Source organism: Arenibaculum pallidiluteum (assembly GCF_017355985.1).
Taxonomy (GTDB): Bacteria; Pseudomonadota; Alphaproteobacteria; order Azospirillales; family Azospirillaceae; genus Arenibaculum; species Arenibaculum pallidiluteum.
The window spans coordinates 348779-375360 of sequence record NZ_JAFIQU010000006.1; the positions used below are offsets into that span (position 1 = coordinate 348779).

Below are 26582 nucleotides of genomic sequence, written 5' to 3' on the forward strand. Positions count from 1 at the left end.
GCCCGGCCTGCGGCGGCAGGCCGGCTCACTCGGCCGCGACGGCCGGCGATGCGCCCTGCTCGGTGTTGCGGATGAAGTTGCGGATCCGCGGCAGGATCATCTCGCGGAACCGACGCCCGTTGAAGATGCCGTAGTGGCCAACGCCCTTCTGGCAGTAGTCCTGCCGCTGCTCGGGCCGCAGGCCGGAGCACAGGCGATGCGCGGCGCGGGTCTGGCCCGGGGCCGAGATGTCGTCGAGCTCGCCCTCGACCGTCATCAACGCGGTGCGGGTGATGGCGCCGGGATCGACGGCCTGGCCGCGCCAGGTGAACCGGCCGCGCGCCAGCGCGCGCTCCTGGAACACGGTCGAGACCGTCTGCAGGTAGAACTCCGCCGGCAGGTCCATGACGGAGAGATACTCGTCGTAGAAGCGGCGGTGCTGCTCCGCGCTCTCGCCGTCGCCGCGCACGAGATGCTCGAACAGCTTCAGGTGCTCGCCGACATGCCTGTCGAGGTTCATGGACATGAAGCCGGTGAGCTGCACGAAGCCGGGATAGACCCGGCGCAGGCCGCCGGGATAGTAGACCGGCAGCGAGGTCACGACGTTCCGCTCGAACCAGGAGAGCGGCCGCGTCTCCGCGAGCTGGGTGACCACCGTGGGCGCCGCCGCGGTGTCGATGGGTCCGCCCATCAGCACCATGCTCAGCGGCTGCATGGGATCGTCGGCCTGGGACATCAGGGAGACGGCGGCCAGCACCGGAACGGCGGGCTGGCAGACCGCGATCACATGCACGTCCGGACCGAGGTGCCGGATGAATTCCATCACGTAGGCGACGTACTCGTCGAGATCGAAGCGGCCCTGGGAGAGCGGGACCTGGCGCGCGTCAATCCAGTCCGTGACATAGACCTCGTGCTCGGGCAGCAGGGCGTCGACCGTGCCGCGCAGCAGCGTGGCGTAGTGGCCGGACATGGGCGCGACCAGCAGGACCTTGGGATCCTGCCGCGGCACTGAGCGCTTGAAATGGACGAGGTCGCAGAAGGGCTTGCGCAGGACCTTCACCTCGGCGACCGACGCCTCGCCGCTGGGCGTGCGGGTCTTGGCAAGGCCCCAGGCAGGCTTGCCGAAGCGGCGCGTCGTGCGCTCGATCAGCTCGGCGCCGGCCGCGATGCTGCGGCCCAGCCGGGTGTAGGAGGCCGGAAGGAAGGGGTTCTGGAAGGTGGCCTGGGTCGCCTCGGCCAGCAGCCGCATGGGATACAGGGCGGCATGCTGGAGATCGTAGAGCTGATAGAGCAAGGCTGACCCTCACGCGCCGTCAATTGATCCGTGCTGCGTCGCAGCACGCCTGCGACAGAACAGCACAGACCACAACAGCCTGATATAGCGAAGGTTTCCGATTGGTAAACCGCTAGGCCAACCAACAAAATTTCGCCATGCAGCAGGCAACCCCCTGAATCCGCAACGGAATTCAGTGAGATTCGGGGCCCTCGCAACGAGAAATTTTTTTGACAGTGCGCAACGATCGCGACGCTTGTGCGTTGAAGTCGATTCACCCGGCTGCGAATCGGTACGCCATCCAGCCGAGAACCAACGCGTTCGCCATCATCACCAGCGGCGCCGCGCGCATCACGACGCCCCGGAAGAGCCGCGCCGCGCCGTGCCCGGCCAGTCCCACCGCAAGAAGGCTTGGCAGGGTGCCGAGCGCGAAGGCGACCATGCCAACCGCGCCGGTAAGCGGGCTTGCGCTCGCCGCAGCGACGGCCAGGGCGCCGTAGAGCAGCCCGCAGGGGATGAACCCGAGCGCGAGGCCCAGGCGGTAGCCGCGCCATCCGACGGGATTGCCGAAGAGAGGCCGCGCGAGGCGCGCGACTGCCGCCCCCCAGCGCTGGAGAGCGTCATGCCTGAGTTTGCCCTGGCCGAACCGGCCATGCCCCAGGATCGGGGCGGCCCGGCCGAGGGCGCCGGCCAGGAAGCTCAGCGCCGCGAAGCCCAATAGCAGGACCGAGATCCAGCGCAGCCCGGGAAGGTCCGAAAGGGTTCCCGCGGCACCGGAGGCCACAGCGCCCAACGCCGCGTAGGTGGTGGCGCGACCGAGATGGTAGGGCAGCGCCGCGGCACCGACCAGGCGCGTCCACTCCCCCATGCGCGAAGCCGGCACCGATTCGAGTCGCGCTGCGACCTGGGACAGGACAAAGGGGCCGCACATGCCAGCGCAATGGGTCGTGCCGCCTACGAGCCCGGCCGTCAGCAGACTCAGCAGGATGCCGCCGTCGCGTCCGATGAAGGCGCCGCAATGTGCAAGGCCGAGTTCGAGCAGGGCGAGGGCGCCGTTCGGGTCCACGGGGGAGTCTCCGGAGGATGGCGCGATGCTATACCGGCGCCCCTGCCGCGGGCTTGACCTGAATCAACGGCCGGAATGGCCGGGACGGGGGAAAGGGGCGGGCGGCAGCCTTCGCCGCCCGCCCCGGCATCACCCCGCCGCCATCAGGCTGCCGCCATCAGCCCGCCTCGGCCGTCGAGGAGGTCTGCCAGAGGTTGACGCCGCTGTCGACGGCATGACGATCGATCTCCGCGAGCTCCTCCGGGCTGAAGTCGAGCCGTGCCAGCGCGTCCAGCGAGTTGTCGAGCTGCTCGACCGTCCGGGCGCCGATCAGCGCCGAGGTGACCGCGGGTTTGCGCAGCACCCAGGCGATGGCCATCTGCGCCAGGGTCTGCCCGCGCCGCTTCGCGATCGCGTCGAGGGCGCGCACGCGCTCCAGCGTCTCCGGGTTCAGGAACTGCGCCTTCAGCGATCCGCCCTTGGCCGCGCGGGCGTCGGTCGGGCGCTGGTCGCCGATATACTTGGCCGTCAGCATGCCCTGGGCCAGCGGCGAGAAGGCGATGCAGCCGATGCCGAGCTCCTCGAGCGTGTCCAGCAGCCCGCCTTCGATCCAGCGGTTCAGCATGGAGTAGGACGGCTGGTGGATCAGGCAGGGCGTTCCCAGCTCGCGCAGGATGGCCGAGGCGCGCCGGGTCATCGCGGGCGAGTAGGACGAGATGCCGACATAGAGCGCCTTGCCCTGGCGTACCACCTGGTCAAGCGCCCCCATGGTCTCCTCGAGCGGGGTGCGGGGATCGACGCGGTGGGAATAGAAGATGTCGACGTAGTCGAGCCCCATGCGCCGCAGGCTCTGGTCCAGGCTCGCGACGAGGTACTTGCGCGAGCCCCAGCTGCCGTAGGGGCCTGGCCACATGTCGTATCCGGCCTTGGTCGAGACCACCAGCTCGTCGCGGTGGGTGCGGAAGTCCGTCGCCAGGATCCGGCCGAAATTCTCCTCGGCCGAGCCCGGCGGCGGGCCGTAGTTGTTGGCGAGGTCGAAATGGGTGACGCCGCGGTCGAAGGCGCGGCGCAGGACGGCGCGGCCGGTCTCGAAGACGTCGGCGCCGCCGAAGTTCTGCCACAGCCCCAGCGAGATCGCCGGCAGGTCGAGGCCGCTGCGCCCGCAGCGCCGGTATGGCATGGCCTGGTAGCGGGCGGAGTCGGGGGAATAGCTCATGGTGGTCGGTCCCTCTGTTCTGACTGATCCAAGCCGGGCGGGGGCTGGAGATTAGGTCGCTGCCGGGCCTGGGACCATTTGGAATTTCGGTGGAGGCCGACAAGATCCGGCAGCGCGATCCCGCCCATTCGCTGTCGCGCCCCGACACCGCCATGGGGTAAGGTCGGCCGCGATCGGCGTGGCGCCTATCGGCCGGCCGCGCGCGCGGAGGACACCATGAAAGCGAAGACGACGGCCCTGATCCTGGCCGCCGCCGTGCTGGCGGCGCCCCCTGCCCTGGCACAGACGACGCTCTTCCAGCCCCCGGAGATATCGAAGGCGTCGAGCGCCGACGACTTCAACGCGGTCCAGCAGCTGGTCCTGCATCACGGCGCAAGCGTGAACACGTCGGACGGCAAGGGCAAGACCCCGCTGATGTACGCCGCGATCAACGGCAATCTCGAGATGGCAGAATTCCTGCTGCAGCGCGGCGCCAATGTTCACTTGGCCGACAAGCTCGGAAACACGGCCCTGCTGAGCTCTGCCGAGCAGGGCGACGTCACGGTGGTGGAGCGGCTGCTGGATGCGGGCGCCCCGATCGAGAAGGAGAACCGCCAGGGGCTGACGCCGCTGATGGCGGCGGCGCGCAGCGGTCATCTGGACGTCGTCCGGCTGCTGCTGGCCCGGGGGGCGCGGACGGACCGCTCGGACTTCTCCGGGAGGGATGCGCTGGGCTGGGCGCGCGACGGGCGCAACCCCCAGGTCGTCGCAGCCCTGCAGAAGGCCGCTTCGCGCTGACGCGGTGGCGCGGGAAGCCGCCGTGATCCCCGCCCCCATGCTGGTCCCGGTGCTCCAGGGGCCCGAGCCGCTGCTGCTGCTGCTCGTGGCGCTGGCCGTCGATGCCGGGCTGGGTGGCTGGGCACCGGCGGACCGGGTGCGCGTCCTGCCGTGGCGCCCGCTGCACGCGCTCGCCCGCGAGATCGACCGCCGCCTCGACCGGCTGCAGCGATCCGAGGCGACCCGCCGTGCCAGGGGCTATCTCGCCGCCGGGGTGATGGTGCTCCTGGCGCTGGTGGCCGGATGGGTGCTCGCCACCCTCGCCGCCCGCGTCCCGCAAATGCGGGTGATCGAGCTGTGGATGCTGGCCGGTGCGGTCGCGCTGCGCGCCCCATGGCTGCGCGTGCGGGCCGTCGGCGCGGCGCTGGCGATCCGCGACCGCGACCGCGCCCACGACGCCGTGCGGGTGCTCGCCCCCGGCGCACCGGGTGATCTCGACGACCATGCGATGGTCCGCACCGCGGTCGAGGCGCTGCCGGTGGTCCTGCACCGGCGCCTTGTCGCCCCTGCCCTCTGGTACTTGCTGGGCGGCCTGCCGGGCCTTGTCCTCTGGCGCACCGCCGAGGTGATGGAGGCCAGCTTCGGCCTGCGCACCGACCGGCATCGGGGTTTTGGCGCGGGCGCCGCCGGCCTGATGCGGCTGATGGACTACGTTCCGGCGCGGCTGACGGCGCTGACGGCCGTCCTGGCCTCGCCCTTCGTCGCCACCGCCTCGCCGCGGGCGGCGCTCCGCACGGCCTGGCGCGACGGCGCGAAGCCCAGCCTCGCGGCGGGCTCCGCCTGGCCGGTCGCGGCCTTCGCCGGCGCGCTGGGGCTGGCGCTTGCCGGCCCGCGGCGCGAAGGCGAGGTCGTGGTGCGGGCGCCCTGGATCGGCGACGGCCGAGCAAGGGCGGAGCCCGGGGACCTGCGACGCGCCTTGCTGCTCTTTGTCGTCGCCGGCCTCGTCACCGCTGCGCTGCTGGGCGGGGCGGCGCTGGCGGCCCGCGCAGGCCTCCGGGGATGGCCGCAGGAGCTGGCCTGGGGAATCTGACCCGGCGCGGGAAAGCGAGTCGGGGAAGCCACCCGTGGAGATCAGCGGGGTGGCCGGCGCTCCAGCTCGCCGATGTCGCGGGCGAGCTGGAACTCCCGCGAGGTGACGCAGGTCTCCATGTCGGCGAGCCGCCGTTCGAGGTCGTGGAACTTCTGGCCGAGCCCCGCCACGGAACGGTCGGGCCGGATCGAGACCGACCGCCAGAAGGCCTCCTCCTCCTCGGAGCGGTAGGCCTCGGGCGGCCGCGGCTTCAGCACGACCGCCAGCAGTAGATAGGCCGCGACGACCGGAAGGAAGAAGCCGAACAGCGCCGCCAGGACGACGACGACGCGCAGCGGGAAGGCGCTGATGCCGAAATAGTCCGCAAGGCCCGCGCAGACCCCGAAGATCCGGCCCTGCGCGGGGTCGCGCCAGAGCCGGTGCGGGTTGGGCGAGGCAAAGGGGTTCTGCGCGCCGGTCATGGCAGGCGGCTCCTCCAGTTAGGGGCTTCGGCATCTAGGACCTTCTCGAGGGTCTGGATGCGCGTCTCCATCCTCCGGGCGATCTCCCAGAGCTCGGCGAGGGTGCGTTCGTCCTGGGCGGACAGGCCCCGGGCCGCCCGCCACTTCGTGACATAGTGGAAGATGATCCAGACGGGCGCGACCACCGTCAGGAAGAGGATCGCCAGGACGAAGGCGAAGGGGCCCGAGACCATGGCTCAGCCCGCGCTGCGCTGGTTGTGCAGGCGCTGCTTCAGCTCGGCCAGCTCCTGCTCGACCTTGCCCTCGACCTCGAGATCGGCGAACTCCTCGCCGAGGGACTTGCGCCGACCGATGTCGTAGGACTCGACGCGCCCTTCGATCTCGTCCAGCGCCCGCTCGACCTGCTCGAACCGGGCGAAGGCGTCGGTGATGCGCTCGTCGTGCAGCTTGGCGCGGATCTTCAGCCGGTCGGTGGCCGCCTTGTGCCGGGCGACCAGCGCCTTCTCGCGGCTCTTGGCGTCCGCCAGCTTGGCCTGCAAGCGGGCAATGTCCTCGCCGCTCTTGGCCAGCGCCTCCTCGATCACGGCGTGCTGGCGGGTCAGCGCCTCGAACTGCTCCTGAAGACGCGCCTTGGCCACCAGCGCGCCCTTGGCGAGGTCGTCGCGGTCGCGGGACAGCGCCAGCTCGGCCTTGCGCTGCCACTCGTCGCGCTCGCGCGCGGTCTCGGCCAGCCGGCGCTCGATCTCCTTCTTCTCGGCGATGGTGCGCACGGTGCTCGAGCGGACCTCGACCAGCGTGTCCTCCATCTCCTGGATGATCAGGCGGATCAGCTTCTCGGGATCCTCGGCGCGGTCCAGCAGCGCGTTGATGTTCGAATTGATGATGTCAGTCAGGCGCGAAAAGATGCCCATGGCGGGTGTCCTCGTCGGGATCGGAAGGAGGGCCAGACCGCACCGGTCCGGACCCATGGCCTCGGGTTTGTCGGAAGGCTGCCGGGGGGGTCAGGTCAGCAGCGCGGCGGCCACGAAGCCCGCCGCGAAGAACGCCCAATGCTCGGTCGAGCGGGACCGCAGGTAGTCTTCGACCCGGCGCAGCGTCGACCGGGTGGACGGGCGGGGGCGGTTCGTGAAGTCGTACATGGGGCCTCGCAGCGGAAACGGAGTGCTGCCCCTGCTTTCGCAAGGGGCGTGCCAGCCCGCGAATGGCGGAAACCTTGATCCCCGCCGCCGAGGATATTATCTGGATCGATATCTCTTGGCGGATTTTGCGATTTTATGGCGGAACATGCGATCACGGAGCCTGCCGACCTGCCAACCCCGGTGGGCGTCGCCCCGGCCTTCACCGCGGTGCTTGAGCAGGTCTCGCGGCTGGCGCCGCTCGACCGCCCCGTGCTGGTGGTCGGCGAGCGCGGCACCGGCAAGGAGCTGATCGCGGCGCGCCTGCACTACCTGTCGCGGCGCTGGGACCGCGCCTTCGTGAAGGTGAACTGCGCGGCGCTCACCGACAGCCTTCTCGATTCCGAGCTGTTCGGGCACGAGGCGGGCGCCTTCACCGGCGCGCAGAGACGCCATGCCGGTCGGTTCGAGCTCGCGGACGGCGGCACGCTGTTCCTGGACGAGATCGCCACCGCCTCGCCCCGGGTCCAGGAGAAGCTGCTGCGCGTGCTGGAATACGGGGAGTTCGAGCGGGTCGGAGGCAACCGGACCCTGAGCGTCGACGTGCGCGTGGTCGGCGCGACCAATGCCGACCTGCGCACCCTGGCAGCAACGGGCGCCTTCCGCGCCGACCTGCTGGACCGCCTGGCCTTCGACGTGGTCTCGTTGCCGCCCCTGCGCGCACGGCAGGAGGACATCCCCATCCTGGCCGAGCAGTTCGGCATCGGCATGGCGCGCGAGCTCGGCTGGTCCCTGTTTCCGGGATTCACACGCGGCGCGCTGGAGACCCTGACCGGCCATCGCTGGCCCGGCAACGTGCGCGAGCTCCGCAACGCCGTCGAACGCGCGGTCGCCAGGGCCGAGCGCCCCGACCGTCCCATCGCCGCGGTCGTGCTCGACCCCTTCCAGTCGCCCTGGTCGCCCTTGGAAGTCGGGCCCGCTCCACCGCCCACTGCGCCGCCTGTTGCACCATCAGCGGGGCAGCCCCCCGCGCCGGATGCCGAGGACGAAGCGCCCCGCGGCGGGTTCGAGGAGCGCGTGAACGCCTTCGAGCGGCGGCTGCTCGCCGAGGCGCTGGAGACGCACCGGTTCAATCAGAAACGCGCGGCCGAGGCGCTGCGCCTCGGCTATCACCGCTTCCGGCACCATCTGCGCCGGCACGGGCTGCTGCCCGGCCGCGGAGCCTGATCGAACTTCGAGCGGCGCCATCTTGGTGCCATTTTGGTGAGAAAGTCTTGAACCCTGTTCCCTCCGGGGGGCGTTGAAGCCATATCTCGACCGTCCCCGCCACCGCCCCGGCCCACCGTGACCAGCCGCAAGCCCAACCGACCCGCCCCGACCGCCCGGCCGGCCCCGAAGCGCAAGGCCGGCCATTCGCGCTGGGGCAGGCTGGCCGCGCGCGGCGCCGCCCTGACGGCGATCTGGGGGGCGGTCGCCGCGCTGTTCCTGCTGATCTTCTTCGCCTGGGACCTCCCCGACGTGCGCCAGGTCACCCAGGCCGAGCGGCGCCCGTCCATCGCCATGCTGGCGGCGGACGGCACGCAGTTCGCGCGCTATGGCGACATGCACGGCAAGCTCGTGCAGGTCGGCGAGCTGCCGCCCCACCTGATCGAGGCGGTGATCGCGACCGAGGACCGCCGCTTCTACTATCACTTCGGCATCGACCCCATCGGACTCGCCCGCGCGGCCTGGACCAACTGGCGGGCGGGCCAAGTGCTCCAGGGCGGCTCGACGATCACCCAGCAGCTCGCCAAGAACCTGTTCCTGTCGCCCGACCGGACGCTGAAGCGCAAGGTGCAGGAGGCGATGCTGGCGGTGTGGCTGGAGGCCACCTACAGCAAGGACGAGATCCTGGGGGCCTATTTGAACCGGGTCTATCTCGGCTCCGGCACCTACGGGGTCGAAGCGGCCGCCCAGACCTATTTCGGGAAGTCCGCGACCGAGGTGAACCTGCAGGAAGCCGCGATCATCGCCGGGCTCCTGAAGGCGCCGTCCCGCTTCTCGCCCGCGGCGAACCCCCATCTCGCGCGCGAGCGCGCCGGGGTTGTCCTCGCGGCCATGCTGGACGCCGGCTACGTCTCCGAGGCCGAGGTCGAGGCCATCCGCAACGCGCCGCCGACCCCGCGGCGCAAGCCCGGCGGCGACGGCTGGCGCTATTTCGCCGACCACGTGGCCGAGCAGGTGCGCGGGATCCTTGGCCCCGAACATGGGGACGTGCAGGTGCAGACGACCCTGGACCCCGGCGTCCAGCGCGCGGCCGAGCGGCGCCTGACGGCCATGCTTTCGGGCCCCGCGGCCCAGGCCAAGGCCAGCCAGGCGGCCGTCGTCGTGCTGGGGCTGGACGGCGCCGTGCGCGCCATGGTGGGCGGCGGCGACTACGACGAGAGCCAGTTCAACCGTGCCACTGTCGCCCTGCGCCAGCCCGGCTCCTCCTTCAAGCCGTTCCTGTTCCTGGCGGCCGTCGAGGCCGGCATGACCGCGGACACCATGGTCGACGCCTCGCCCGTACGCATCGGCACCTGGCGCCCGGAGAACTTCGAGCCCGGCTACAACGGCACCATGACGCTGCGCGACGCGCTGGCCCATTCCGTCAACACCGCCGCCGTGCGGCTGATCGACCAGGTGGGCGTGGACCGCATGCGCGATACCGCCCGCCGCATGGGGATCGAGCATCCGCTCGGCCGCGACCTGAGCTTGGCGCTGGGCACCAGCGAGGTGAGCCTGCTGGAGCTCAGCGGCGCCTATGCGGCCTTCGCCAATGGCGGCCGCGCGGCCCCGCCCTTCGCCCTGACCGAGATCCGCGACGGCGCGGGCCGGGTGCTGTACCGACGGACGGCGGGGCCGGCGACGGTCGCCGCCGATCCCGGGGCGGTCGGCGAGGTGACGCGGATGATGATGGCGGTGCTGGAGTACGGGACGGGAAAGGCCGCGCGCCTCGACCGCATGGCCGCCGGAAAGACCGGCACCAGCCAGGACCATCGCGACGCCTGGTTCGTCGGCTTCACCGGCGACATGGTCGCCGGTGTGTGGCTGGGCAACGACGACAACGCGCCGATGCGGCGCGTCACGGGCGGCGGCCTGCCGGCGCGGCTGTGGCGCGAGGTGATGACCGACGCCCACCAGGGGCGCCCGCCCAGGCCGCTGCCTGGGCTCGACTCCGCCCCCATGGTCGTCCAGGTGCAGGAGCGCGTGGCCCCGGTGGTCGACGGTTTCCAGAGCTTCATCGAACGCCTGATCGGCGGCGGCAGCGCCCGCGCGCCGGCGGCGCGGCCCGCCCCGGCCCCGCGCGAGGACCCCAACCAGATCATGCCCTATCGCTGAGATGGCAGCCCATCCCGTGCGGAAGCCGCCCAAGGAGCGGCCCGAGGAGCGAGTGGACGAGCATGACGGGGTGGATGTCCCGCCCCGCGCGTCCGAGCTTCTGGACCATCTGCTGGACAGGCACTCCCATCACGAGGTCACGCTGGGCCGGCTGGTCGAGGTGCTGGGCGACCGCGCCTTCGGCGCCCTGCTGCTGGTCTTTGCCCTGCCGAACCTGATCCCGGTGCCGCTGCCCGGCCTGTCGACCGTGCTCGGCATCCCCATGATCCTGTTCTCGGTCCAGCTCATGCTCGGGCGGTCCAAGCCCTGGCTGCCGAAGCGGCTGGCGGCGGTCACCCTGCCGCGCTCGACCGTCGAGACGCTTTCGCGCCGCACGCGCCACCGCCTGGAGCAGCTCGAGCGCATGCTGCGCCCGCGCCTCTGCTTCCTGGCCGAGGGACCGGCCGAGCGCATGATCGGCCTCTACATCCTGCTGATCTCGCTCGTCCTCTGCCTGCCGATCCCGCTGGGCAACTGGCTGCCGGCCTTCGCCGTCTGCCTGATGTCCTTGGGCATCATCGAGAAGGACGGGGTCCTTGTGGGCATCGGCGGCGCGGTGGGCATCGCGAGCCTGGCGGTCGTCGCCAGCGTCGTCGGCGTCGCCTGGGCGGCGGCCCTGGCCGTGCTGCGCGAGTTCGGCCTGGCCATCTAGCTGCGGCCCACCCGAGCGCGGCTTCAAAGGTCTCCAACCCCGTTCCCGGAGGCAGCCGCGCTCGCCACCGCCCCGGCGGCGTTCCGCGCCGTTGACGGCCGGAGCATCACGCAATATGAAAAGTTACATGACCTCGCGGCGGCGGCGGTGCCCCGCGGCTTCCAGCTCTTGGAGATCCCCGATGATGCCTCGACCGGGCCCGAAGTACCTCCTGGATGCCTTCGCCGATCCCGAGGCCCTGGCGCGCTATGCGGAAAGGACCCGCCGCTTCGTCCCCGGCTACGACGATCTCCACCGCATGACGGGGATCCTCCTGGCCGAGCGGGCGCCGCGGGACGCGGAGGTGCTCGTCCTTGGCGCGGGCGGCGGGCTCGAGCTGAAGGCGCTGGCCGAGGCCCATCCCGGGTGGACCTTCGTCGGCGTCGACCCCTCGGCCGAGATGCTGGGGCTTGCCGAGCGGACCCTGGGGCCGCTCGGCGCGCGGGTGCGGCTCGTGCAGGGCTACATCGACGATGCGCCGGAAGGGCCGTTCTCAGCCGCGACATGCCTTCTGACGCTGCATTTCCTCGATGCCGCGGAAAGGCGGCGCACGGCAGGCGAGATCCGACGGCGGCTGAGGCCCGGGGCGCCGTTCGTGGCGGCGCATTCCAGCTTCCCGCAGGGCGAGGCCGAGCGCCCGCGATGGCTCTCGCGCTATGCCGGCTTCGCCATCGCGTCGGGGGCGGATCCCGATCACGCCGCCAGGGCCCACGAGGCGGTCGGGGCCACGCTGACCCTGCTCGACCCGGAGCAGGACGCGGCCGTTCTCCGCGACGCCGGCTTCGCCGATGTCAGCCTCTTCTACGCGGCCTTCACCTGGCGCGGCTGGGTGGCCCAGGCCTGAGCCCGCCCGGGGCCTGACCCCGGGCCGCCGGGGCATGTCCCCGGGCTAACGCGCCCGGCGGGACAGCAGGTGCACGGCCTCGCCCACGATGCCGCGCCGGAAGAGCAGCACGCAGACGATGAAGATCGCGCCGATCAGCACGTTCACGGGGATCCCGACCGCCGACAGGTAGTTCTGCAGCGTGACCACGAGCGCCGCGCCGACCACCGGGCCGGCCATGGTGCCGATGCCGCCCAGGAGCGTCATCAGGATCACCTCGCCCGACATCTGCCACTGCACGTCGGTCAGGGTCGCGAGCTGGAAGACCAGCGCCTTGGTCCCTCCCGCCAGCCCCGCCAGCGCCGCCGACATCACGAAGGCGCCGAGCTTGTAGCGGTCGACCCGGTAGCCCAGCGAGATCGCCCGCGGCTCGTTCTCGCGGATCGCCTTCAGGATGTTGCCGAAGGGCGAGTTCACGATGCGCCAGATGGCGAGGACACCCGCCACGAAGATCACGAGCACCGTGAAGTACATGGCCAGCGGATCGTCCAGGCTCACGATGCCGAAGAGCCGGCCGCGCGGCACGCCCTGGATTCCATCCTCGCCATGGGTGAAGGGCGCCTGCAGGCAGACGAAGAAGAACATCTGCGAGAGCGCCAGCGTGATCATCGAGAAGTAGATGCCCTGGCGCCGGATCGCGAGGAAGCCGACGACCAGCCCCAGCCCCGCGGCCCCCGCGACCCCGATCAGCAGCCCGATCTCCGGCGTCAGGCCCCAGACCTTCACCGAATGGGCCGTGAAGTAGGCGGCCCCGCCGAAGAAGGCGGCATGCCCGAAGGAAAGCAGGCCGACATAGCCGACCAGCAGGTTGAAGGCGCAGGCGAACAGCGCGAAGCACAGGATCTTCATCAGGAAGACCGGGTAGATCGCGAAGGGCGCCACCACCAGCAGCGCCAGCGCGACCAGCGCCATCCAGAAGCCCAGCCGGGCGAGCCCCGGGGGGCGGCTCTCGGCCGCGGTGTCGGTCACGCCCGCCATGTCAAGCTCCCCGCCCGAACAGGCCCGCGGGCCTTACCAGAAGCACCAGGGCCATGATGACGAAGATCACGATGTTCGACGCCTCCGGATAGAAGACCTTCGTCAGCCCCTCGAAGATGCCGAGCGTGTATCCCGTGACGATCGCCCCCATGATCGATCCCATGCCGCCCACCACCACCACGGCGAAGACGACGATGATCAGGTTGGAGCCCATCAGCGGGCTGACCTGCTGGATGGGCGCGGCGAGCACGCCCGCCAGCGCCGCCAGCGCCGCGCCCAGCCCGTAGGTCAGGGTCAGCAGCATGGGCACGTTGACGCCGAAGGATTCCACCAGTGCCGCGTTCTCGGTCGCCGCGCGCAGATAGGTGCCGAGCCGGGTCTTCTCGATCAGCAGCCAGGTCGCGATGCACACAACGAGCGAGGCCGCGACCACCCAGCCCCGATAGATCGGCAGCACCATGAAGCCCAGGTTGGTCGCGCCGACCAGCTCGGGCGGGGCGGCGTAGGGCTTGCCCGAGGTGCCGTACCATTCCCGGAACAGCCCTTCGAGCACCAGCGCGATCCCGAAGGTCAGCAGCAGGCCGTAGAGAGGGTCCAGTCCGTAGAGCCGCCGCAGCATGGTGCGCTCGATCACCACGGCCACCACGCCAACGATCAGGGGCGCGACCAGCAGCGCGGCCCAGTAGCCGATCCCGGTGCGCTCGAGCAGCAGGAAGGCGGCGAAGGCGCCCAGCATGTACTGCGCGCCATGGGCGAAGTTGATGACCCGGAGCAGGCCGAAGATGACGGCCAGCCCGAGGCTGAGCATCGCGTAAAAGGAGCCGTTGATCAGCCCCAGCAGGAGCTGTCCGAGAAGCGCCGGGAGAGCCACCCCGAAGATCATCGTCATGTCAGGTCCTCATACGCCCAGCGCTTCGTGCAGCATGGCCATGCGGCCGTCCAGTTCGGCCACGCCGAAGCCGTCGATCATACGGCCGTGCTCCATCACGTAGAAGCGGTCCGCCACGGTCCGGGCGAACCGGAAGTTCTGCTCGACCAGCAGGATCGTCAGCCCGCGCGCCTTCAGCGTGCGCAGGACTTCGCCGATGCGCTGCACGATCACGGGGGCCAGGCCCTCGGTCGGTTCGTCGAGCAGCAGGATGCGCGCGCCGGTCCTGAGCACCCGGGCGATCGCCAGCATCTGCTGCTCGCCGCCCGACAGCTTCGTCCCCTGGCTGGTCCTGCGCTCGTAGATGTTCGGGAACAGGGCGTAGATCTCGTCCAGCGACATCCCGCCCTCGGCGACCTTCGGCGGCAGCGTCAGGTTCTCGGCCACGGTCAGGCTCGCGAAGATGCCGCGCTCCTCGGGCACGTAGCCGAGGCCGGCGCGCGCGGTCTTGTAGAGCGGCATCGCGGTCAGGTCCTCGCCGCGCAGGCGAATCTCGCCCTGGCGTCGGCGCATCAGCCCCATGATGGCACGCAGCGTGCTGGTCTTCCCGGCGCCGTTGCGGCCCAGCAGGGTCACCGTCTCGCCCTCGCGGACGTCGAGGTCCACGCCGTGCAGGACATGGCTTTCCCCGTACCAGCCGTGCAGGCCGCGCACGGTAAGGAGGGCGGGCGCTTCAGGCATGCTCGGTTCCCATATAGGCTTCGCGCACGCGGGGATCCCCGCTGACCTCGGCATAGCTGCCCTCGGCGAGGACCTCCCCGCGCTGGAGCACCGTGACCCGGTCGCAGAGGTCGGCGACGACGCTCAGATTGTGCTCGACCATCACCACGGTGCGGTTGCGCGCGATGCGCCGGATCAGCGCCGCGATGCGGTCGATGTCCTCGTGCCCCATGCCGGCCATGGGCTCGTCCAGCAGCAGCAGGGCGGGATCCAGGGCCAGGGTGGTCGCGATCTCCAGCGCGCGCTTGCGCCCGTAGGAGATCTCGGCCGCCGGCACGTGCAGGAAGGACTTCAGGTTGACGGCCTCCAGCAGCTCCTCGGCACGGTCGTCCAGCGTGTCGAGGACGCGGGCCGAGCGCCAGAACTGCGTCGCCAGCCCCATGGGCCGCTGCAGCGCGACCCGGACGTTGTCGAGCACCGTCAGGTGCGGGAATACCGCCGAGATCTGGAAGGACCGCACCAGGCCGAGCCGCGCCACCTCGGCCGGGCGGGTGCGCGTGATGTCTTGGCCGCGGTAGTGGATCCGCCCGGAGCTCGGTTCAAGGAACTTGGTCAGCAGGTTGAAGACCGTCGTCTTGCCCGCGCCGTTCGGCCCGATCAGCGCATGGATCGAGCCCTCGGCGATGGACAGGTTCACGTTCTTCACGGCGACGAAGCCCCGGAACTCCTTGGTGAGCCCCGTAGCGGTCAGGATCGGGTTCGCTGTCGTCATGCTCGCTGCGCTCACAAGCCGTCCCCGCCCGCGGCACGGCCGCGGGCGGGGCTCCCTGCTGGTCGGCGGTCGGTACGGGCCTGCCTCACTGGACGAGCGGGCAGCCGCTCTCGGCCGGCTTGGCGAAGGCCTCGTCGCCGGGCACCTTGGCGAGCTGCTTGTAGAGATCCCATGGGCCCTTGCTCTCGGACGGCTTCTTCACCTCGAACAGATACATGTCGTAGGCCATGCGGCCGTTCGGCAGCACCTTGCCGTTCTTCGCGAAGACGTCCTGCACGGGCATCTCGTGCAGCGCCTTGGCAACGGCCTCGGTCTGGTCGGTTCCGGCCTTCTGGATGGCCTTCAGGTACTGGCTGACCGCGGAGTAGGTGCCGACATGGATCATGTTCGGCTTGCGGCCGTTGTTGCGCTTCTCGAACCTGGCGGCGAAGGCACGGTTCTCGTCGCTCTGGTCCCAGTACCAGCCCTCGGTCAGCACGAGCCCCTGGGCGGACTGGAGGCCGAGCCCGTTGACCTCGGACAGGGTGAAGAGCAGCGCCGCCAGGCGCTGGCCGCCCTGGACGATGCCGAACTCCGCGGCCTGCTTGATGGCGTTTGAGGTGTCGAGCCCGGCATTGGCCATGCCGATCACCTTCGCGCCCGAGGACTGCGCCTGCAGGAGGAAGGAGGAATAGTCCGTCGCCGACAGCGGGTGGCGCACCGAGCCCAGGACGCGGCCGCCTTTGGACTTCACGTAGTTGCCGGTCTCGCTCTCCAGCGAGTAGCCGAAGGCGTAGTCCGCGGTCAGGAAGAACCAGCTGTCGCCACCCTGGGCGACCATGGCGCCACCGGTGCCGACCGCCAGCGAGCGGGTGTCGTAGGCCCAGTGGAAGCCGTAGGGGGAGCACTGCTTCCCGGTCAGATCGGTCGTCGCCGCCCCGGTGACGATGTTGATCCTCTTCTTCTCCTTGGACACGCCCTGGACCGCCAGCGCGACCGAGGAGGTCGTCAACTCCATGATGGCGTCCACCTGCTCGGTGTCGTACCACTGGCGCGCGATGTTCGAGGCGATGTCGGGCTTGTTCTGGTGGTCCGCCGTGACGACCTGGACCGGCTTGCCGAGAACCGTGCCTCCGAAATCCTCGACCGCCATGCGCGCGGCATCGTAGGACCACTTGCCGCCGAAATCGGCGTAGACGCCGGACTGGTCGTTCAGGATTCCGATCTTGACGACATTGTCCGAGACCTGGGCGGCGGCCGGCGCCGCCAGGGCGGCCGTGCCGAGTGCGGCCAGGGCCAGAGTGCCGATTCGCATGCATCCCCCTCCGGATTATGGTTCTTGTCCCGAGGCCTTTTTGACCCCGGGGGCGTTGCGGCCCAGCGCATGCATCCTGCCGCCCGCATGGGGCGGCCGGCGCAGCGCTCCGGCCCCTTCGCCGCCGCGGCGGGAGCCGCGGGCCGATTGGCGCGCACAGCATGCCGCAAGCGCGAGACAAGTCAATCGCGTGATCGGCTGATTATCGGTATATGCAACCCGTCAGCCGTCTGACACTTCGGCGCGGGCTTTCCGGAGGCACGCTGCGGCATCGGGAGGTAGCTCGGACGACGGGCCGGCAGCCCGGCGGAGGCATCTACCGGCGCGAAAACCGCCGCCGGGGGCCGATTCGCACGCGCGGGTCCATTCATCGTCCAGGTATCGGCATCCCGCGGCACCGGGCCGGGATGGAACAGCCAAGTGACCTTCTCGTCGCGGCCCGCCTACGTCTCGTAGATCAGGTCGAGCAGGACGGCGATCTCGGGGGAGCTGCCGTTCATCCGGCAGCTCGTGAACCCGGGCTGACGATCGCCGCGGCGCCGGGCTGGACAGGCCCGCCCCGTCAGGGCCAGATGCCCGATGTCCCGAAGGGGCCAGATGGAGGAAAGATGACCAAGACCGTTCTCGTCACCGGGGCCACCGCGGGCTTCGGCGCGGCCACCGCCCGGCGCTTCGCCGGGGCCGGGTGGAACGTGATCGTCACCGGCCGCCGCGCCGACAGGCTGGAGCGCCTGGCCGAGGAACTCGGCCCCGAGCGGGTCCACGCCGCCGCCTTCGACATCCGGGACGGGGCCGCCATCGACGCGGCGCTCGCCTCCCTGCCCGATCGGTTCCGCGGCATCGACGCGCTGGTGAACAACGCGGGGCTCGCCCTCGGCACAAAGCCTGCCTTCGAGGCCGATCTCGGGCAGTGGCGGACCATGATCGACACCAACGTGACGGGGCTGGTGACCATCACCTACCGGCTGCTGCCGACGCTGATCGAGCGCCGTGGCGCCATCATCAACATCAGCTCCATCGCCGCCACCTATCCCTACACCGGCGGCAACGTCTACGGCGGTACCAAGGCCTTCGTGCGGCAGTTCTCGCTGGGCCTGCGCTCGGACCTGCACGGCAAGGGCGTCCGCGTGACCTCGATCGAGCCTGGAATGGCGGAGACCGAATTCACCCTGGTTCGCACCGGGGGTGACAAGGCGGCCTCCGACACGGTCTACCAGGGCGCCAACCCGATGACGGCCGAGGACATCGCAGAGACGCTGTTCTGGGTGGCGACACTTCCGCCGCACCTGAACGTGAACACGCTGGAGATCATGCCCGTCAGCCAGTCCTTCGCGGGCTTCCAGGTGCACCGCGGCGCCGGCTGAGGGGCGCGCTCACAGCCCCGGGGAATGGATCCCGCACTCGGTCTTGCCAAGGCCGGACCAGCGGCCCGACCGCGGATCGGCCCCGGGCGCGACGCGGTCGGTGCAGGGCATGCAGCCGATGGACAGGTAGCCCTCGGACTCCAGCGGATGGGGCGGCAGGCCGCGGCGCGCGAACTCGGCCTGTATGCGGGCGCGGTCCCAACCAGCCAGCGGGTTGACCTTGAACCGGCCGTCGGCGAGCTCGATGACCGGCAGGCGCAGCCGGGTCGAGGACTGGTAGCGCTTGCGCCCGGTTATCCAGGCATCGAGGCCGCGCAGCGCCCGGGCCAGCGGCAGCACCTTGCGCGCCCGGCAGCAGGCGTCGGGATCGCTGCGCCAGGTCAGCCCCTCGGGATCGGCCGCGCGCAGGTCCGCGGGATCGGGCTCGACGGTCCGGATGCCCGAGAGGCCGAGCCGAGCCGCGAGCTGGTCCCGATAGCGCAGGGTCTCGCCGAAGAGCTTGCCGGTATCCAGGAAGACCACGGGCAGGGAGCGATCCACCTCCGCCACCATGGCGAGAAGCAGCGCCGATTCCGTTCCGAAGGAGGAGACGAGCGCGATCCGGCCCGCGAACTCGCGCCGGATCAGGCCATCGAGAAGCGCCGTCCCCTCCAGCCCGCCATAGGCCACGCGCAGGGCGGCAAGGCGATCCTGCAGCGGATCGGACTCTGTATGGAGGATCGCGCTCGCCGTCATTTCACACCATTTATGCGTGATCTGCGATATTTAACAGTGTGGACTCACATCACATGATTTCGCAAGGCAGCAAATAACAGCTCCGCATGCCAGCCCCGCCGGCCCGAACATCCCTTTTTGTGTTGAAAACGCCGCGCGATCCACGCACTTATGTGCGGAATTTCAGCCTGGGATCGCTTCGCCATGCTCGGCCCGCTTCAACTGCCCCGCACCGCCCCTTTCTCCGCGGAGCAGATCGCTTCGCTGAATGGCATCATGCCGGTGCTGAACCCGTCTCAGCGCGCCTGGCTCAGCGGGTTCCTCGCGGGATACGACAGCGCGGCGGGGCCCGCCGCGGGGCTGGCCGCGGCCGTGGCCCCGGCCGCGGCGGCGCGGCCGAAGACGCCGCTGACCATCCTGTTCGCGACCGAATCCGGCAATGCCGAGGGGCTGGCCGCCGAGGTGCGCAAGGCCGCGGCGAAGCTGGGCTTCGCCGCGCGCATGCTCGACATGGCGGAGGCTGAGCCCGCCGCGCTGGCCGAGGCCCGCAACCTCCTGGTGATCGCCAGCACCTGGGGCGAGGGAGACCCGCCAGAGCGGGCCGTGCGCTTCCACGACGCCCTGATGGCGGAGACGGCGCCGCGCCTCGAGGGGGTCCGCTTCGCGGTGCTGGCCCTCGGCGACACGGCCTATGTGAATTTCTGCGCGGTGGGCCGCCGAATCGACGCCCGGCTGGAGGCGCTGGGCGGCACCCGCATCGCCGACCGGGTCGAGTGCGACGTGGATTACGAGAAGCCGGCCCGGGCCTGGATCGGCTCCGCGCTGGACACGCTCGACCGCCTCGCGCGCGAGGATGCGCCCGAGCCCGCCGGGGCCGTTCCCGGGCCCGCTGCCGGGGTCGTCTTCGCCGATCCCGCATTTGCCGAGGCGCCGGCCTTGCTCTTCGGCAAGGACAATCCGTTCCCGGCCCGGGTCCAGGAATCCGTGAACCTGAACGGCAGCCGCTCCGACAAGGAGACGATCCATCTCGAGCTGTCGCTCGAGGGATCGGGCCTGACCTGGGAGCCCGGCGACGCGCTCGGCATCATGCCGCGCAACGATGCCGGCGACGTGGAGACGCTGCTGGAGATCGCGGGGCTTGGCGGCGACGATGTGCTGCGGGATCGGCTGGTCCGCGAGCACGACGTCACGACCCTGACGCGCCCGGTGATCGACGCCTATGCCAGGCTCACGGGCGACGCGCGCATCGCCGCCCTGGCCCAGGACGACGACCTGCCGGCCTTCCTGCGGGGCCGCCAGATCATCGACCTGATCGAGGCTTTCCCCCAGCGCCTGACGGCCGAGCAGCTCACGGGCCTCCTGCGCCCGCTGCCGCACCGGCTCTACTCGATCGCGTCGAGCGCCAAGGCCACCGGCGAGGACGCCCACCTGCTGGTCAGCGTCGTTCGCTATGCGAGCCACGGCCGCCAGCGCAAGGGCGTCGCCTCGGGCTATGTCGCGGGACATCTGACCCCGGGCGCCGAGGTTCCGGTCTTCGTTAAGCCCAACAGGCATTTCCGCCTGCCGGCCTCGCCGGACACGCCCATCGTGATGATCGGCCCGGGCACCGGCGTCGCGCCGTTCCGCGCCTTCGTGCAGGAGCGCGAAGCTCTCGGCGCCCGGGGACGAAGCTGGCTGTTCTTCGGCGACCGCACCTACACCAACGACTTCCTCTACCAGCTCGACTGGCAGGACCACCTGAAGAGCGGCGCTCTGACCCGCATCGACGTGGCCTTCTCGCGCGACCAGCCGGAGAAGGTCTACGTCCAGCACCGGATGTGGGAGCGGCGGGCCGAGCTCCACGCCTGGCTCGAGGAAGGCGCGCATCTCTACGTCTGCGGTGACGAGAAGCAGATGGCCAAGGACGTGCACGCCATGCTCCGCCGCATCGTCGAGGACCGCAGCGGCCGTGACGCCGAGGCCGCCGAGGTCTGGCTGTCCGAGCTCAAGCGCGCGGGCCGCTACCAGCGCGACGTCTACTGACCCCGCTGCCGATCCCCTGGGCGCCGATTCCCAGAACCCGAAACCCGATACGCCGCGAGGAGGCCGTCATGGCCGACGAACCGACCGCCCGCTCCAAGAACGAGATCCTGAAGGAGAACAGCCGCTATCTCCGCGGCACCATCGCCGAGGGTCTCCAGGAGGTCGTCACCGGCGCCCTGTCGGACGACGACACGCTGCTGACGAAGTTCCACGGCTTCTACCAGCAGGACGACCGCGACATCCGCTCGGAGCGCCGCAAGAAGAAGCTGGAGAAGGCCTACAGCTTCATGATCCGCGTGCGCGTGCCCGGCGGCGTCGCGACCCCTGCCCAGTGGCTGGAGATGGACCGCATCTCCGACCAGTTCGCCAACGGGACGCTGAAGCTGACGACGCGCCAAGCCTTCCAGTTCCACGGCGTGATCAAGACGAACCTGAAGCGCGTCATGAAGGAGATCAACGCCAGCCTCCTGGACACGCTGGCGGCCTGCGGCGACGTGAACCGCAACGTGATGTGCAACCCCAACCCGCACCAGAGCCGGGCCCATGCCGAGGCCCTGCGCCTCGCGCGCGAGATCAGCGACCATCTGAGCCCCCGCACCGGGGCCTATCACGAGATCTGGATCGAGGACGAGAAGGTCTACGACGGCGAGCAGGCCGCCACCGAGGAGGAGCCGATCTACGGCAAGCACTACCTGCCGCGGAAATTCAAGATCGTGGTGGCGGTGCCGCCCAGCAACGACGTGGACGTCTTCGCTCACGACCTGGCCTTCGTCGCGATCGTCGAGGACGGGACGGTCGTCGGCTACGACGTGACCGTGGGCGGCGGCATGGGCATGACCCATGGCGAGGAGGACACCTTCCCGCGCACCGCTGATATCCTGGGCTTCTGCACGCCCGAGCAGGCCGTGGACGTGGCCGAGAAGGTGCTGCTGGTCCAGCGCGACTTCGGCGACCGCGCGGTGCGCAAGCACGCCCGGCTGAAATACACGATCGAGCGCCGCGGGATCGCGTGGTTCCGCGACGAGGTCGAGAAGCGCCTGGGCTACAGCCTGGGCGCGCCGCGCCCCTTCGCCTTCGACGGCACCGGCGATCGCTACGGCTGGGTCGAGGACCACGAGGGCAACTTCCACTACACGGCCTTCATCCAGAACGGGCGCGTGCGCGACGTGCCGGGGCACACGGCCAAGACCGCCCTGCGCGAGATCGCGCGCATCCATGACGGCGACTTCCGACTGACGGCGAACCAGAACCTGATCATCGCGCGGGTGCGGCCGGAAAACCGTGTGGCCGTCGAGGCGATCCTGAAGGCGCACGGGCTGGACAACGCCCATACCGGCCTGCGGCTGAATTCCATGGCCTGCGTCGCGCTGCCGACCTGCGGCCTGGCCCTTGCCGAGAGCGAGCGGTTCCTGCCGGATCTCGTGAGCGAGCTGGACGCGGTGGTGGAGCGGGCCGGGCTGCGCGACGACGAGATCGTGATCCGCATGACGGGCTGCCCGAACGGCTGCGCCCGGCCCTATCTCGCCGAGATCGGCCTCGTCGGCCGCGGGCCCGGCGTCTACAACCTGTATCTGGGCGCGGCCTTCGACGGCAGCCGGCTGAACAAGCTCTATCGCCGCGACCTCAAGGCCGAGGAGATCGCGCCGGTCCTGACGCCGCTGATCCGGTCCTACGCCAAGCAGCGCCGCAAAGGCGAGCGATTCGGCGACTACGTCATCCGGGCGGGCCACGTGGCCGCGACCACCGCCGGGAACCGCTTCCATGCCGATCTTGGCGCGGATGTGGATGCCGGCGCGACCGCGGGGGGCGCCCGTGGATGAGACCCCGCGCCTGATGGTGCCGCTGGTGCTGGACCCGGTGCGCGTGCGCATCGGGCTGGCCGGCGGCGGCCCCCTGCTGGCCCGGCGCCTGGCCTGGCTCAGGGACGGCGGCGGCGACCCCGCCGTCTACGCGCCCGCCCCGGACGCGGAGCTGGAGGCCCTGGCCGGCCCGGCCCTGCGCCGGCGCCTGCCGGACCCCGCCGAGACCGCCGCCCTGCAGGTGCTTTGGGTGGCTGGGCTTGCGGAGCCCGAGGCCGAGCGCCTGGCTGCCCAGGCACGCGCGCTTGGCGTGCTGGTCAATGTCGAGGACGTGATGCCGCTCTGCGACTTCCACACGCCCTCGGTCGTGCGCCGCGGCTCGCTGCTGCTCACCGTGTCGACCGGCGGAAAGAGCCCCGGGCTCGCGGCGAAGCTCCGCAGATATCTGGAAGCCCTGTTCCCTGCGGAATGGACCGAGCGCGTCGAGCAGAGCGCCCGTGCGCGGCGCGGCTGGCGGGCCGAGGGGCTCGACGGGCGGACGACAGCCGAGCTGACCGGCGCCATGGCGCGCGATCGCGGCTGGCTGCCCTGATTCCGGTCGCCTCCGTCGACCCGTCCCTCAGCCCTGGGCGTCCGGCGCCGGCGAATCGCCGCAAGCGCTTCGACTTTGCGCCGGAAACGGAAAGGCTTCGGAACTTGGCTTGCCTCCGAGGATCCGCGACCTCCGCCGGTCGGGCGATGCATTGACGGCGCCGCCCCCCGAATTCGGAAGTTTCGAAGCCGCGATCAGCGCGGCCCGGCAAGCAATACCACTCAGCGCGGATTAGTCCGCGCGCCCGATTGCGGTGCTTTCGTAGGCATGGAGGATGCGCGCAGACTTTGCGCGATCCTGAGGAAACCATGGCGACCTACACGGGCACATCCGGTAACGATACTTTCCAGCACCGCAACGGCCTCGACACCTTCGATGGTGGCGCCGGCATCGACACCATCGACTTCACCAAGGCCAATGGGCCCGTCGACGTAGCCCTGAGCTCGGGCACCGCCTTCATGGATGCCTCGGCCGCCCGGCCGATCAAGCTGATGCCCATGGGCGCCTCGCTGACCCGCGGCTACGTCCAGACCAATCCGCTGGTCGAGAACGGCGGCTACCGGACCGAGCTCTACAAGCTGTTCCAGGCCGACGGGAAGACCGTGAACTTCGTCGGCACCCAGCAGCATGGCCCCTCCACGCTGCCCGACCGGGACCACCAGGGCAGCCCCGGCCAGCAGATCGACTGGATGACCCCGCGCGCCACGGACTACCTGAACAAGACGCAGCCCGACGGCGTCCTGCTGCTGATGGGCACCAATGACGTGCGCTCCTCGGACACGCTGCAGACCATCCTTCAGCAGATGTCCGATCTGATCGACACCGTCGCGACCCACGAGAGCCGGCCCAAGATCTTCCTGGCCTCGCTGCCGCCGATCGATCCGCGCACCCACACCCAGGCCCAGATCGACAAGCTGAACGCTTTCAATGCCGCCCTGCCGGACCTGGTCGCCCAGAAGAAGGCGCTGGGCTACGACATCGTGTTCGTCAGCATGGCGTCGCTGACCCTCGACGACATCTCGGACCCGCCGAACGACACGGGCGTGCACGCCACGCCCGAGGGCTACAAGAAGATCGCGGATGCCTGGTACACCGCGCTGAAGGCCGCCGGAATGACCGACGCCGTTCCCGGCGAGATCAAGGTCACCGACACGCTCAAGAACATCGAGAACGTGACCGGCAGCCAGTACTACGACCACGTCCACGGCGATTCGAAAGCCAACGTGATCCACGGGCTCGGCGGCGACGACCTGCTCTCGGGGCTGGGCGGCAACGACAAGATCTACGGCGGGTCGGGCAACGACCGGCTGATGGGCGGGTCGGGCAATGACATCATGGAGGGTGGGGACGGAGACGACCGTCTGGCCGGCGATACCGGTGCCGACACCATGACCGGGGGCAAGGGCGCCGACGCCTTCATCCTGCGTCCCGGCGAGTCCAACGGCGACTGGATCACGGACTTCCAGGAAGGCGTCGACACCTTCGAGTTCAAGGGCTTCAGCAGGCTGAAGCAGAGCTGGGACGGCGACACGCTGGTGCTGACCCATGCCACGGGCGTGGAGCGGGTGAAGGTCACCAAGGTGTCGGGTCCGCAGACGCCGCCGCCGGACGAGCCCGAGGACAACACGATCTACGGGACCGAAGGCAACGACAACATGGCGGGGGACAACAACGCCAACGTCATGAACGGCCGCGACGGCGACGACTCCATCACCAGCTATCGCGGCGCCGACATCCTGTACGGCGGCGCGGGCAACGACCGGCTGATGGGCGGAGCCGACAACGACAAGCTGTTCGGCGGCGAAGGCAATGACCGGCTGGCCGGCGACACCGGCGCGGACGAGATGACGGGCGGCGCCGGCGCGGACGCCTTCATCCTGCGCAAGGGCGAGACCACCGGCGACCTGATCACCGACTTCGAGACGGGGGTCGACAAGCTGGAACTCCGCGGCTTCGGCAGCGGCGCGAAGCTGGTGCACGCCGACGACGATAACTGGACGGTCACCTACACCGGCGGAAGCGAGACCCTCAAGATCGCCGGGGTGACGAGCCTGGCGCCTGGAGATTACCTGTTCATCTGAGCCTGCCTTGCAGCCCCGCCTCCGGCGGGGCTGCCTCCGGCGCGCCGCCTGGAATGAAATTCGGCGCGCGGTCCCGAAAGGGGCCGCGCGCCGAAGCCTTTTGACGCGGGGTTTACTTGGAGGCGACGACCCGCGTGCCGAAGAGGACGTTGGAGAGGGGGCCGCCGGCGAAGCTCCGGAGACGGCGCGGCAGCGCGCCGAACACTCCCTCCACGGCCGAGACCATGCTGGCCGGAACCTCGGCGATCTTGCGGCCCTTGGCCGCCAGGACGGCGCGGACCTCCCGGAAGCCGACGTCGCGCATCAGCACGAGGAGGTCCCGGTTCGTGTATTCGCGCAGATGCAGGCCGGTCGCGACATCCTCGAAGTAGCGCGACACGTCGTGGGGACCGCTTAGCCGGTTGGGCGTGATGCAGAGATAGCGGCCGCCGGGCTTCAGCGCCGCGAAGACGTTGCGGAGCTGCTCCAGCGCGTCGTCGGGATGGAGATGCTCCATGAGCTGGTCGCTATAGGCGATGTCGACCGAGCCCGGGGGCACCGGGATGCTGGTGCCGTCCGACAGGCACGGCTCCACGTTCGCGGGAAGGTCGTTCCGTGCCATGATCGCCGGCGCCACGTCCAGTGCGATCACCTTGCGCACATGGGGCGCGGCCGCGATGCTCAGCCGGCAGTCTCCGGCCCCGATCTCGAGGAGCGTTGCATCGGGGCGCAGCATGGGCAGCAGAAGGCGAAGGCGCCGTTTCACGTGCGCGGCATCGTTGTCGAACTTGTTCGTGAGCTGGGGATGGTCCCCCACCGTACGGAACAACTCTTCATAGCAATCGCGATACAGGCTCGACCGGCTCTCCTTCGTCGAGTCCCTCAGCTTCTCGGCAAGCCTCTTTTCAACCTCGTAGTGAAAACGGAGCCGCTCCTCGCTGCGCTTCTCCCTGTAGGCGGCCATAATCCGCCGGCGTGCGGCATCGCTGATGAGACCCATCGTGAGCTCCGTGACGGCAAGGGATCCCCAATCAGCCAATCATTACGCCCCTACGTTGCAGCAGAGGCCCCTGCTTCGGCGCTACCATCGAGGGAAATCAGCGGTCCACCGAACGGTGTGACAAAATCTGGACGAGGATCATCCGAACGCGGAATGGACATCCTTGAGAACACGGAAGTGGTGGCGTACCGGAGCGGCATCCGGACTCGGCAGTGGGCGAATGGCAACTCTCGTTCGGGGAGCCTCCCATTGTGGGTTGGACAGCCGGCGGGGGCTGCAAGGACAGTGAGGCCGGAGCGGAGCACCGCGGGTGCCTGGTCACCGCCGGAGGCCGTTCCGCGGCCGGACCGCCCGCCCCGCCACAACTTTTGACTGCACGGGAGTGTCCTCGATGCCCAGCGCCAACTACGTCTTCACCAGCGAGTCGGTATCGGAGGGGCATCCGGACAAGGTCTGCGACCGGATTTCGGATGCGATCGTCGATCTTTTCC

General features: G+C 70.0%; 26 protein-coding genes. 12 read left to right on the forward strand and 14 right to left on the reverse strand.

The window, feature by feature from the left end:
- Positions 1-25: 25 nt before the first annotated feature.
- The 3 genes from JUB13_RS15485 to mgrA all read right to left on the reverse strand — a co-directional run bounded on the left by JUB13_RS15485 (position 26) and on the right by mgrA (position 3513).
- Positions 26-1273 (reverse strand): polyhydroxyalkanoate depolymerase, encoded by a 1248-nt coding sequence (locus JUB13_RS15485; RefSeq protein ID WP_207480447.1) that lies wholly within the window; start codon positions 1271-1273, stop codon positions 26-28.
- A 253-nt stretch (positions 1274-1526) separates the two neighbouring features.
- Positions 1527-2318 carry a sulfite exporter TauE/SafE family protein gene (locus JUB13_RS15490; RefSeq protein WP_207480449.1) on the reverse strand — a complete coding sequence of 264 codons (792 nt, stop codon included), beginning with the start codon at positions 2316-2318 and terminating at the stop codon, positions 1527-1529.
- A 157-nt stretch (positions 2319-2475) separates the two neighbouring features.
- Positions 2476-3513 carry an L-glyceraldehyde 3-phosphate reductase gene (gene mgrA / locus JUB13_RS15495; RefSeq protein WP_207480451.1) on the reverse strand — a complete coding sequence of 346 codons (1038 nt, stop codon included), beginning with the start codon at positions 3511-3513 and terminating at the stop codon, positions 2476-2478.
- Positions 3514-3729: 216 nt separating this feature from the next.
- Here mgrA and JUB13_RS15500 point away from each other — a divergent pair, with 216 nt between their 5' ends.
- The gene (locus JUB13_RS15500; RefSeq protein WP_207480453.1) at positions 3730-4290 is read left to right on the forward strand and encodes an ankyrin repeat domain-containing protein; all 561 of its coding nucleotides are present in this window, start codon (positions 3730-3732) and stop codon (positions 4288-4290) included.
- A 22-nt stretch (positions 4291-4312) separates the two neighbouring features.
- Complete coding sequence (locus tag JUB13_RS15505) at positions 4313-5359, forward strand: cobalamin biosynthesis protein (RefSeq protein WP_207480455.1); 1047 nt, start codon at positions 4313-4315, stop codon at positions 5357-5359.
- 41 nt (positions 5360-5400) lie between these two features.
- On the opposite strand, the gene pspC is transcribed toward JUB13_RS15505, so the two are convergent.
- The 4 genes from pspC to JUB13_RS15525 form a co-directional block, all read right to left on the reverse strand.
- On the reverse strand, positions 5401-5820 hold the full coding sequence (pspC, locus tag JUB13_RS15510) for an envelope stress response membrane protein PspC (protein ID WP_207480457.1): 420 nt from the start codon (positions 5818-5820) through the stop codon (positions 5401-5403).
- Positions 5817-6053: an envelope stress response membrane protein PspB gene (pspB, locus tag JUB13_RS15515; protein ID WP_207480459.1), complete on the reverse strand. Its 237-nt coding sequence runs from the start codon at positions 6051-6053 to the stop codon at positions 5817-5819. The genes pspC and pspB overlap by 4 nt, the downstream gene beginning before the upstream one ends.
- 3 nt (positions 6054-6056) lie before the next feature.
- Positions 6057-6731, reverse strand: coding sequence for a phage shock protein PspA (pspA, locus tag JUB13_RS15520; RefSeq protein ID WP_207480461.1), 675 nt, complete (start codon positions 6729-6731; stop codon positions 6057-6059).
- Between the two features lie 90 nt (positions 6732-6821).
- A complete protein-coding gene (locus tag JUB13_RS15525) occupies positions 6822-6959 on the reverse strand; it encodes a hypothetical protein (protein ID WP_207480463.1) in 138 nt (45 codons plus the stop codon).
- Positions 6960-7094: 135 nt separating this feature from the next.
- On the opposite strand from JUB13_RS15525, the gene pspF reads away from it, so the two are divergent.
- The 4 genes from pspF to JUB13_RS15545 all read left to right on the forward strand — a co-directional run bounded on the left by pspF (position 7095) and on the right by JUB13_RS15545 (position 11869).
- The gene (pspF, locus tag JUB13_RS15530; protein WP_207480465.1) at positions 7095-8162 is read left to right on the forward strand and encodes a phage shock protein operon transcriptional activator; all 1068 of its coding nucleotides are present in this window, start codon (positions 7095-7097) and stop codon (positions 8160-8162) included.
- Positions 8163-8279: 117 nt separating this feature from the next.
- Positions 8280-10295, forward strand: a complete 2016-nt coding sequence (locus JUB13_RS15535; RefSeq protein ID WP_328702939.1) for a transglycosylase domain-containing protein — start codon at positions 8280-8282, stop codon at positions 10293-10295.
- A gap of 16 nt (positions 10296-10311) precedes the next feature.
- Positions 10312-10986, forward strand: a complete 675-nt coding sequence (locus JUB13_RS15540) for an exopolysaccharide biosynthesis protein (protein WP_207480467.1) — start codon at positions 10312-10314, stop codon at positions 10984-10986.
- 181 nt (positions 10987-11167) lie between these two features.
- Complete coding sequence (locus tag JUB13_RS15545; protein WP_207480469.1) at positions 11168-11869, forward strand: class I SAM-dependent methyltransferase; 702 nt, start codon at positions 11168-11170, stop codon at positions 11867-11869.
- Positions 11870-11914: 45 nt separating this feature from the next.
- On the opposite strand, the gene JUB13_RS15550 is transcribed toward JUB13_RS15545, so the two are convergent.
- From JUB13_RS15550 to JUB13_RS15570, 5 genes are all read right to left on the reverse strand, one after another.
- Positions 11915-12886: a branched-chain amino acid ABC transporter permease gene (locus tag JUB13_RS15550; RefSeq protein ID WP_207480471.1), complete on the reverse strand. Its 972-nt coding sequence runs from the start codon at positions 12884-12886 to the stop codon at positions 11915-11917.
- Position 12887: 1 nt separating this feature from the next.
- Positions 12888-13775: a branched-chain amino acid ABC transporter permease gene (locus tag JUB13_RS15555; protein WP_207480473.1), complete on the reverse strand. Its 888-nt coding sequence runs from the start codon at positions 13773-13775 to the stop codon at positions 12888-12890.
- A gap of 9 nt (positions 13776-13784) precedes the next feature.
- On the reverse strand, positions 13785-14495 hold the full coding sequence (locus tag JUB13_RS15560; protein ID WP_207480475.1) for an ABC transporter ATP-binding protein: 711 nt from the start codon (positions 14493-14495) through the stop codon (positions 13785-13787).
- Complete coding sequence (locus tag JUB13_RS15565; protein WP_207480477.1) at positions 14488-15246, reverse strand: ABC transporter ATP-binding protein; 759 nt, start codon at positions 15244-15246, stop codon at positions 14488-14490. The genes JUB13_RS15560 and JUB13_RS15565 overlap by 8 nt, the downstream gene beginning before the upstream one ends.
- 85 nt (positions 15247-15331) lie before the next feature.
- Entirely contained in the window at positions 15332-16540 is a 1209-nt protein-coding gene (locus JUB13_RS15570; protein ID WP_207480479.1) for an ABC transporter substrate-binding protein, read from the reverse strand.
- Between the two features lie 608 nt (positions 16541-17148).
- Here JUB13_RS15570 and JUB13_RS15575 point away from each other — a divergent pair.
- Positions 17149-17904, forward strand: a complete 756-nt coding sequence (locus tag JUB13_RS15575) for an SDR family NAD(P)-dependent oxidoreductase (RefSeq protein WP_207480481.1) — start codon at positions 17149-17151, stop codon at positions 17902-17904.
- Between the two features lie 9 nt (positions 17905-17913).
- Here the strand turns inward: JUB13_RS15575 and JUB13_RS15580 are convergent, their stop codons facing one another.
- Positions 17914-18639: a phosphoadenylyl-sulfate reductase gene (locus JUB13_RS15580; RefSeq protein WP_207480483.1), complete on the reverse strand. Its 726-nt coding sequence runs from the start codon at positions 18637-18639 to the stop codon at positions 17914-17916.
- 183 nt (positions 18640-18822) lie between these two features.
- On the opposite strand from JUB13_RS15580, the gene JUB13_RS15585 reads away from it, so the two are divergent.
- The 4 genes from JUB13_RS15585 (at position 18823) to JUB13_RS15600 (ending at position 25112) form a co-directional block, all read left to right on the forward strand.
- Positions 18823-20640 carry a diflavin oxidoreductase gene (locus JUB13_RS15585; protein WP_207480485.1) on the forward strand — a complete coding sequence of 606 codons (1818 nt, stop codon included), beginning with the start codon at positions 18823-18825 and terminating at the stop codon, positions 20638-20640.
- A 68-nt stretch (positions 20641-20708) separates the two neighbouring features.
- Complete coding sequence (locus JUB13_RS15590) at positions 20709-22460, forward strand: NADPH-dependent assimilatory sulfite reductase hemoprotein subunit (RefSeq protein WP_207480487.1); 1752 nt, start codon at positions 20709-20711, stop codon at positions 22458-22460.
- Positions 22453-23031, forward strand: coding sequence for a precorrin-2 dehydrogenase/sirohydrochlorin ferrochelatase family protein (locus JUB13_RS15595; protein WP_328702940.1), 579 nt, complete (start codon positions 22453-22455; stop codon positions 23029-23031). Before JUB13_RS15590 ends, JUB13_RS15595 begins: the two co-directional genes overlap by 8 nt.
- Before the next feature lie 308 nt (positions 23032-23339).
- Entirely contained in the window at positions 23340-25112 is a 1773-nt protein-coding gene (locus JUB13_RS15600; RefSeq protein WP_207480489.1) for a GDSL-type esterase/lipase family protein, read from the forward strand.
- Positions 25113-25224: 112 nt separating this feature from the next.
- On the opposite strand, the gene JUB13_RS15605 is transcribed toward JUB13_RS15600, so the two are convergent.
- A complete protein-coding gene (locus JUB13_RS15605) occupies positions 25225-26091 on the reverse strand; it encodes a class I SAM-dependent methyltransferase (protein WP_207480492.1) in 867 nt (288 codons plus the stop codon).
- Positions 26092-26482: 391 nt separating this feature from the next.
- Here JUB13_RS15605 and JUB13_RS15610 point away from each other — a divergent pair.
- Positions 26483-26582: S-adenosylmethionine synthetase N-terminal domain-containing protein (locus JUB13_RS15610; RefSeq protein WP_207480554.1), on the forward strand; the 100-nt coding region annotated here is incomplete at its 3' end.

Bases quoted from the DNA above. Each gene is read 5' to 3' on its own strand.
- mgrA (WP_207480451.1), bottom strand. From the start codon at position 3,513: ATGAGCTATTCCCCCGACTCCGCCCGCTACCAGGCCATGCCATACCGG.
- JUB13_RS15500 (WP_207480453.1), top strand. From the start codon at position 3,730: ATGAAAGCGAAGACGACGGCCCTGATCCTGGCCGCCGCCGTGCTGGCG.
- pspC (WP_207480457.1), bottom strand. From the start codon at position 5,820: ATGACCGGCGCGCAGAACCCCTTTGCCTCGCCCAACCCGCACCGGCTC.
- pspB (WP_207480459.1), bottom strand. From the start codon at position 6,053: ATGGTCTCGGGCCCCTTCGCCTTCGTCCTGGCGATCCTCTTCCTGACG.
- pspA (WP_207480461.1), bottom strand. From the start codon at position 6,731: ATGGGCATCTTTTCGCGCCTGACTGACATCATCAATTCGAACATCAAC.
- JUB13_RS15525 (WP_207480463.1), bottom strand. From the start codon at position 6,959: ATGTACGACTTCACGAACCGCCCCCGCCCGTCCACCCGGTCGACGCTG.
- pspF (WP_207480465.1), top strand. From the start codon at position 7,095: ATGGCGGAACATGCGATCACGGAGCCTGCCGACCTGCCAACCCCGGTG.
- JUB13_RS15545 (WP_207480469.1), top strand. From the start codon at position 11,168: ATGATGCCTCGACCGGGCCCGAAGTACCTCCTGGATGCCTTCGCCGAT.
- JUB13_RS15550 (WP_207480471.1), bottom strand. From the start codon at position 12,886: ATGGCGGGCGTGACCGACACCGCGGCCGAGAGCCGCCCCCCGGGGCTC.
- JUB13_RS15555 (WP_207480473.1), bottom strand. From the start codon at position 13,775: ATGACGATGATCTTCGGGGTGGCTCTCCCGGCGCTTCTCGGACAGCTC.
- JUB13_RS15560 (WP_207480475.1), bottom strand. From the start codon at position 14,495: ATGCCTGAAGCGCCCGCCCTCCTTACCGTGCGCGGCCTGCACGGCTGG.
- JUB13_RS15565 (WP_207480477.1), bottom strand. From the start codon at position 15,246: ATGACGACAGCGAACCCGATCCTGACCGCTACGGGGCTCACCAAGGAG.
- JUB13_RS15570 (WP_207480479.1), bottom strand. From the start codon at position 16,540: ATGCGAATCGGCACTCTGGCCCTGGCCGCACTCGGCACGGCCGCCCTG.
- JUB13_RS15575 (WP_207480481.1), top strand. From the start codon at position 17,149: ATGACCAAGACCGTTCTCGTCACCGGGGCCACCGCGGGCTTCGGCGCG.
- JUB13_RS15580 (WP_207480483.1), bottom strand. From the start codon at position 18,639: ATGACGGCGAGCGCGATCCTCCATACAGAGTCCGATCCGCTGCAGGAT.
- JUB13_RS15585 (WP_207480485.1), top strand. From the start codon at position 18,823: ATGCTCGGCCCGCTTCAACTGCCCCGCACCGCCCCTTTCTCCGCGGAG.
- JUB13_RS15590 (WP_207480487.1), top strand. From the start codon at position 20,709: ATGGCCGACGAACCGACCGCCCGCTCCAAGAACGAGATCCTGAAGGAG.
- JUB13_RS15600 (WP_207480489.1), top strand. From the start codon at position 23,340: ATGGCGACCTACACGGGCACATCCGGTAACGATACTTTCCAGCACCGC.
- JUB13_RS15605 (WP_207480492.1), bottom strand. From the start codon at position 26,091: ATGGGTCTCATCAGCGATGCCGCACGCCGGCGGATTATGGCCGCCTAC.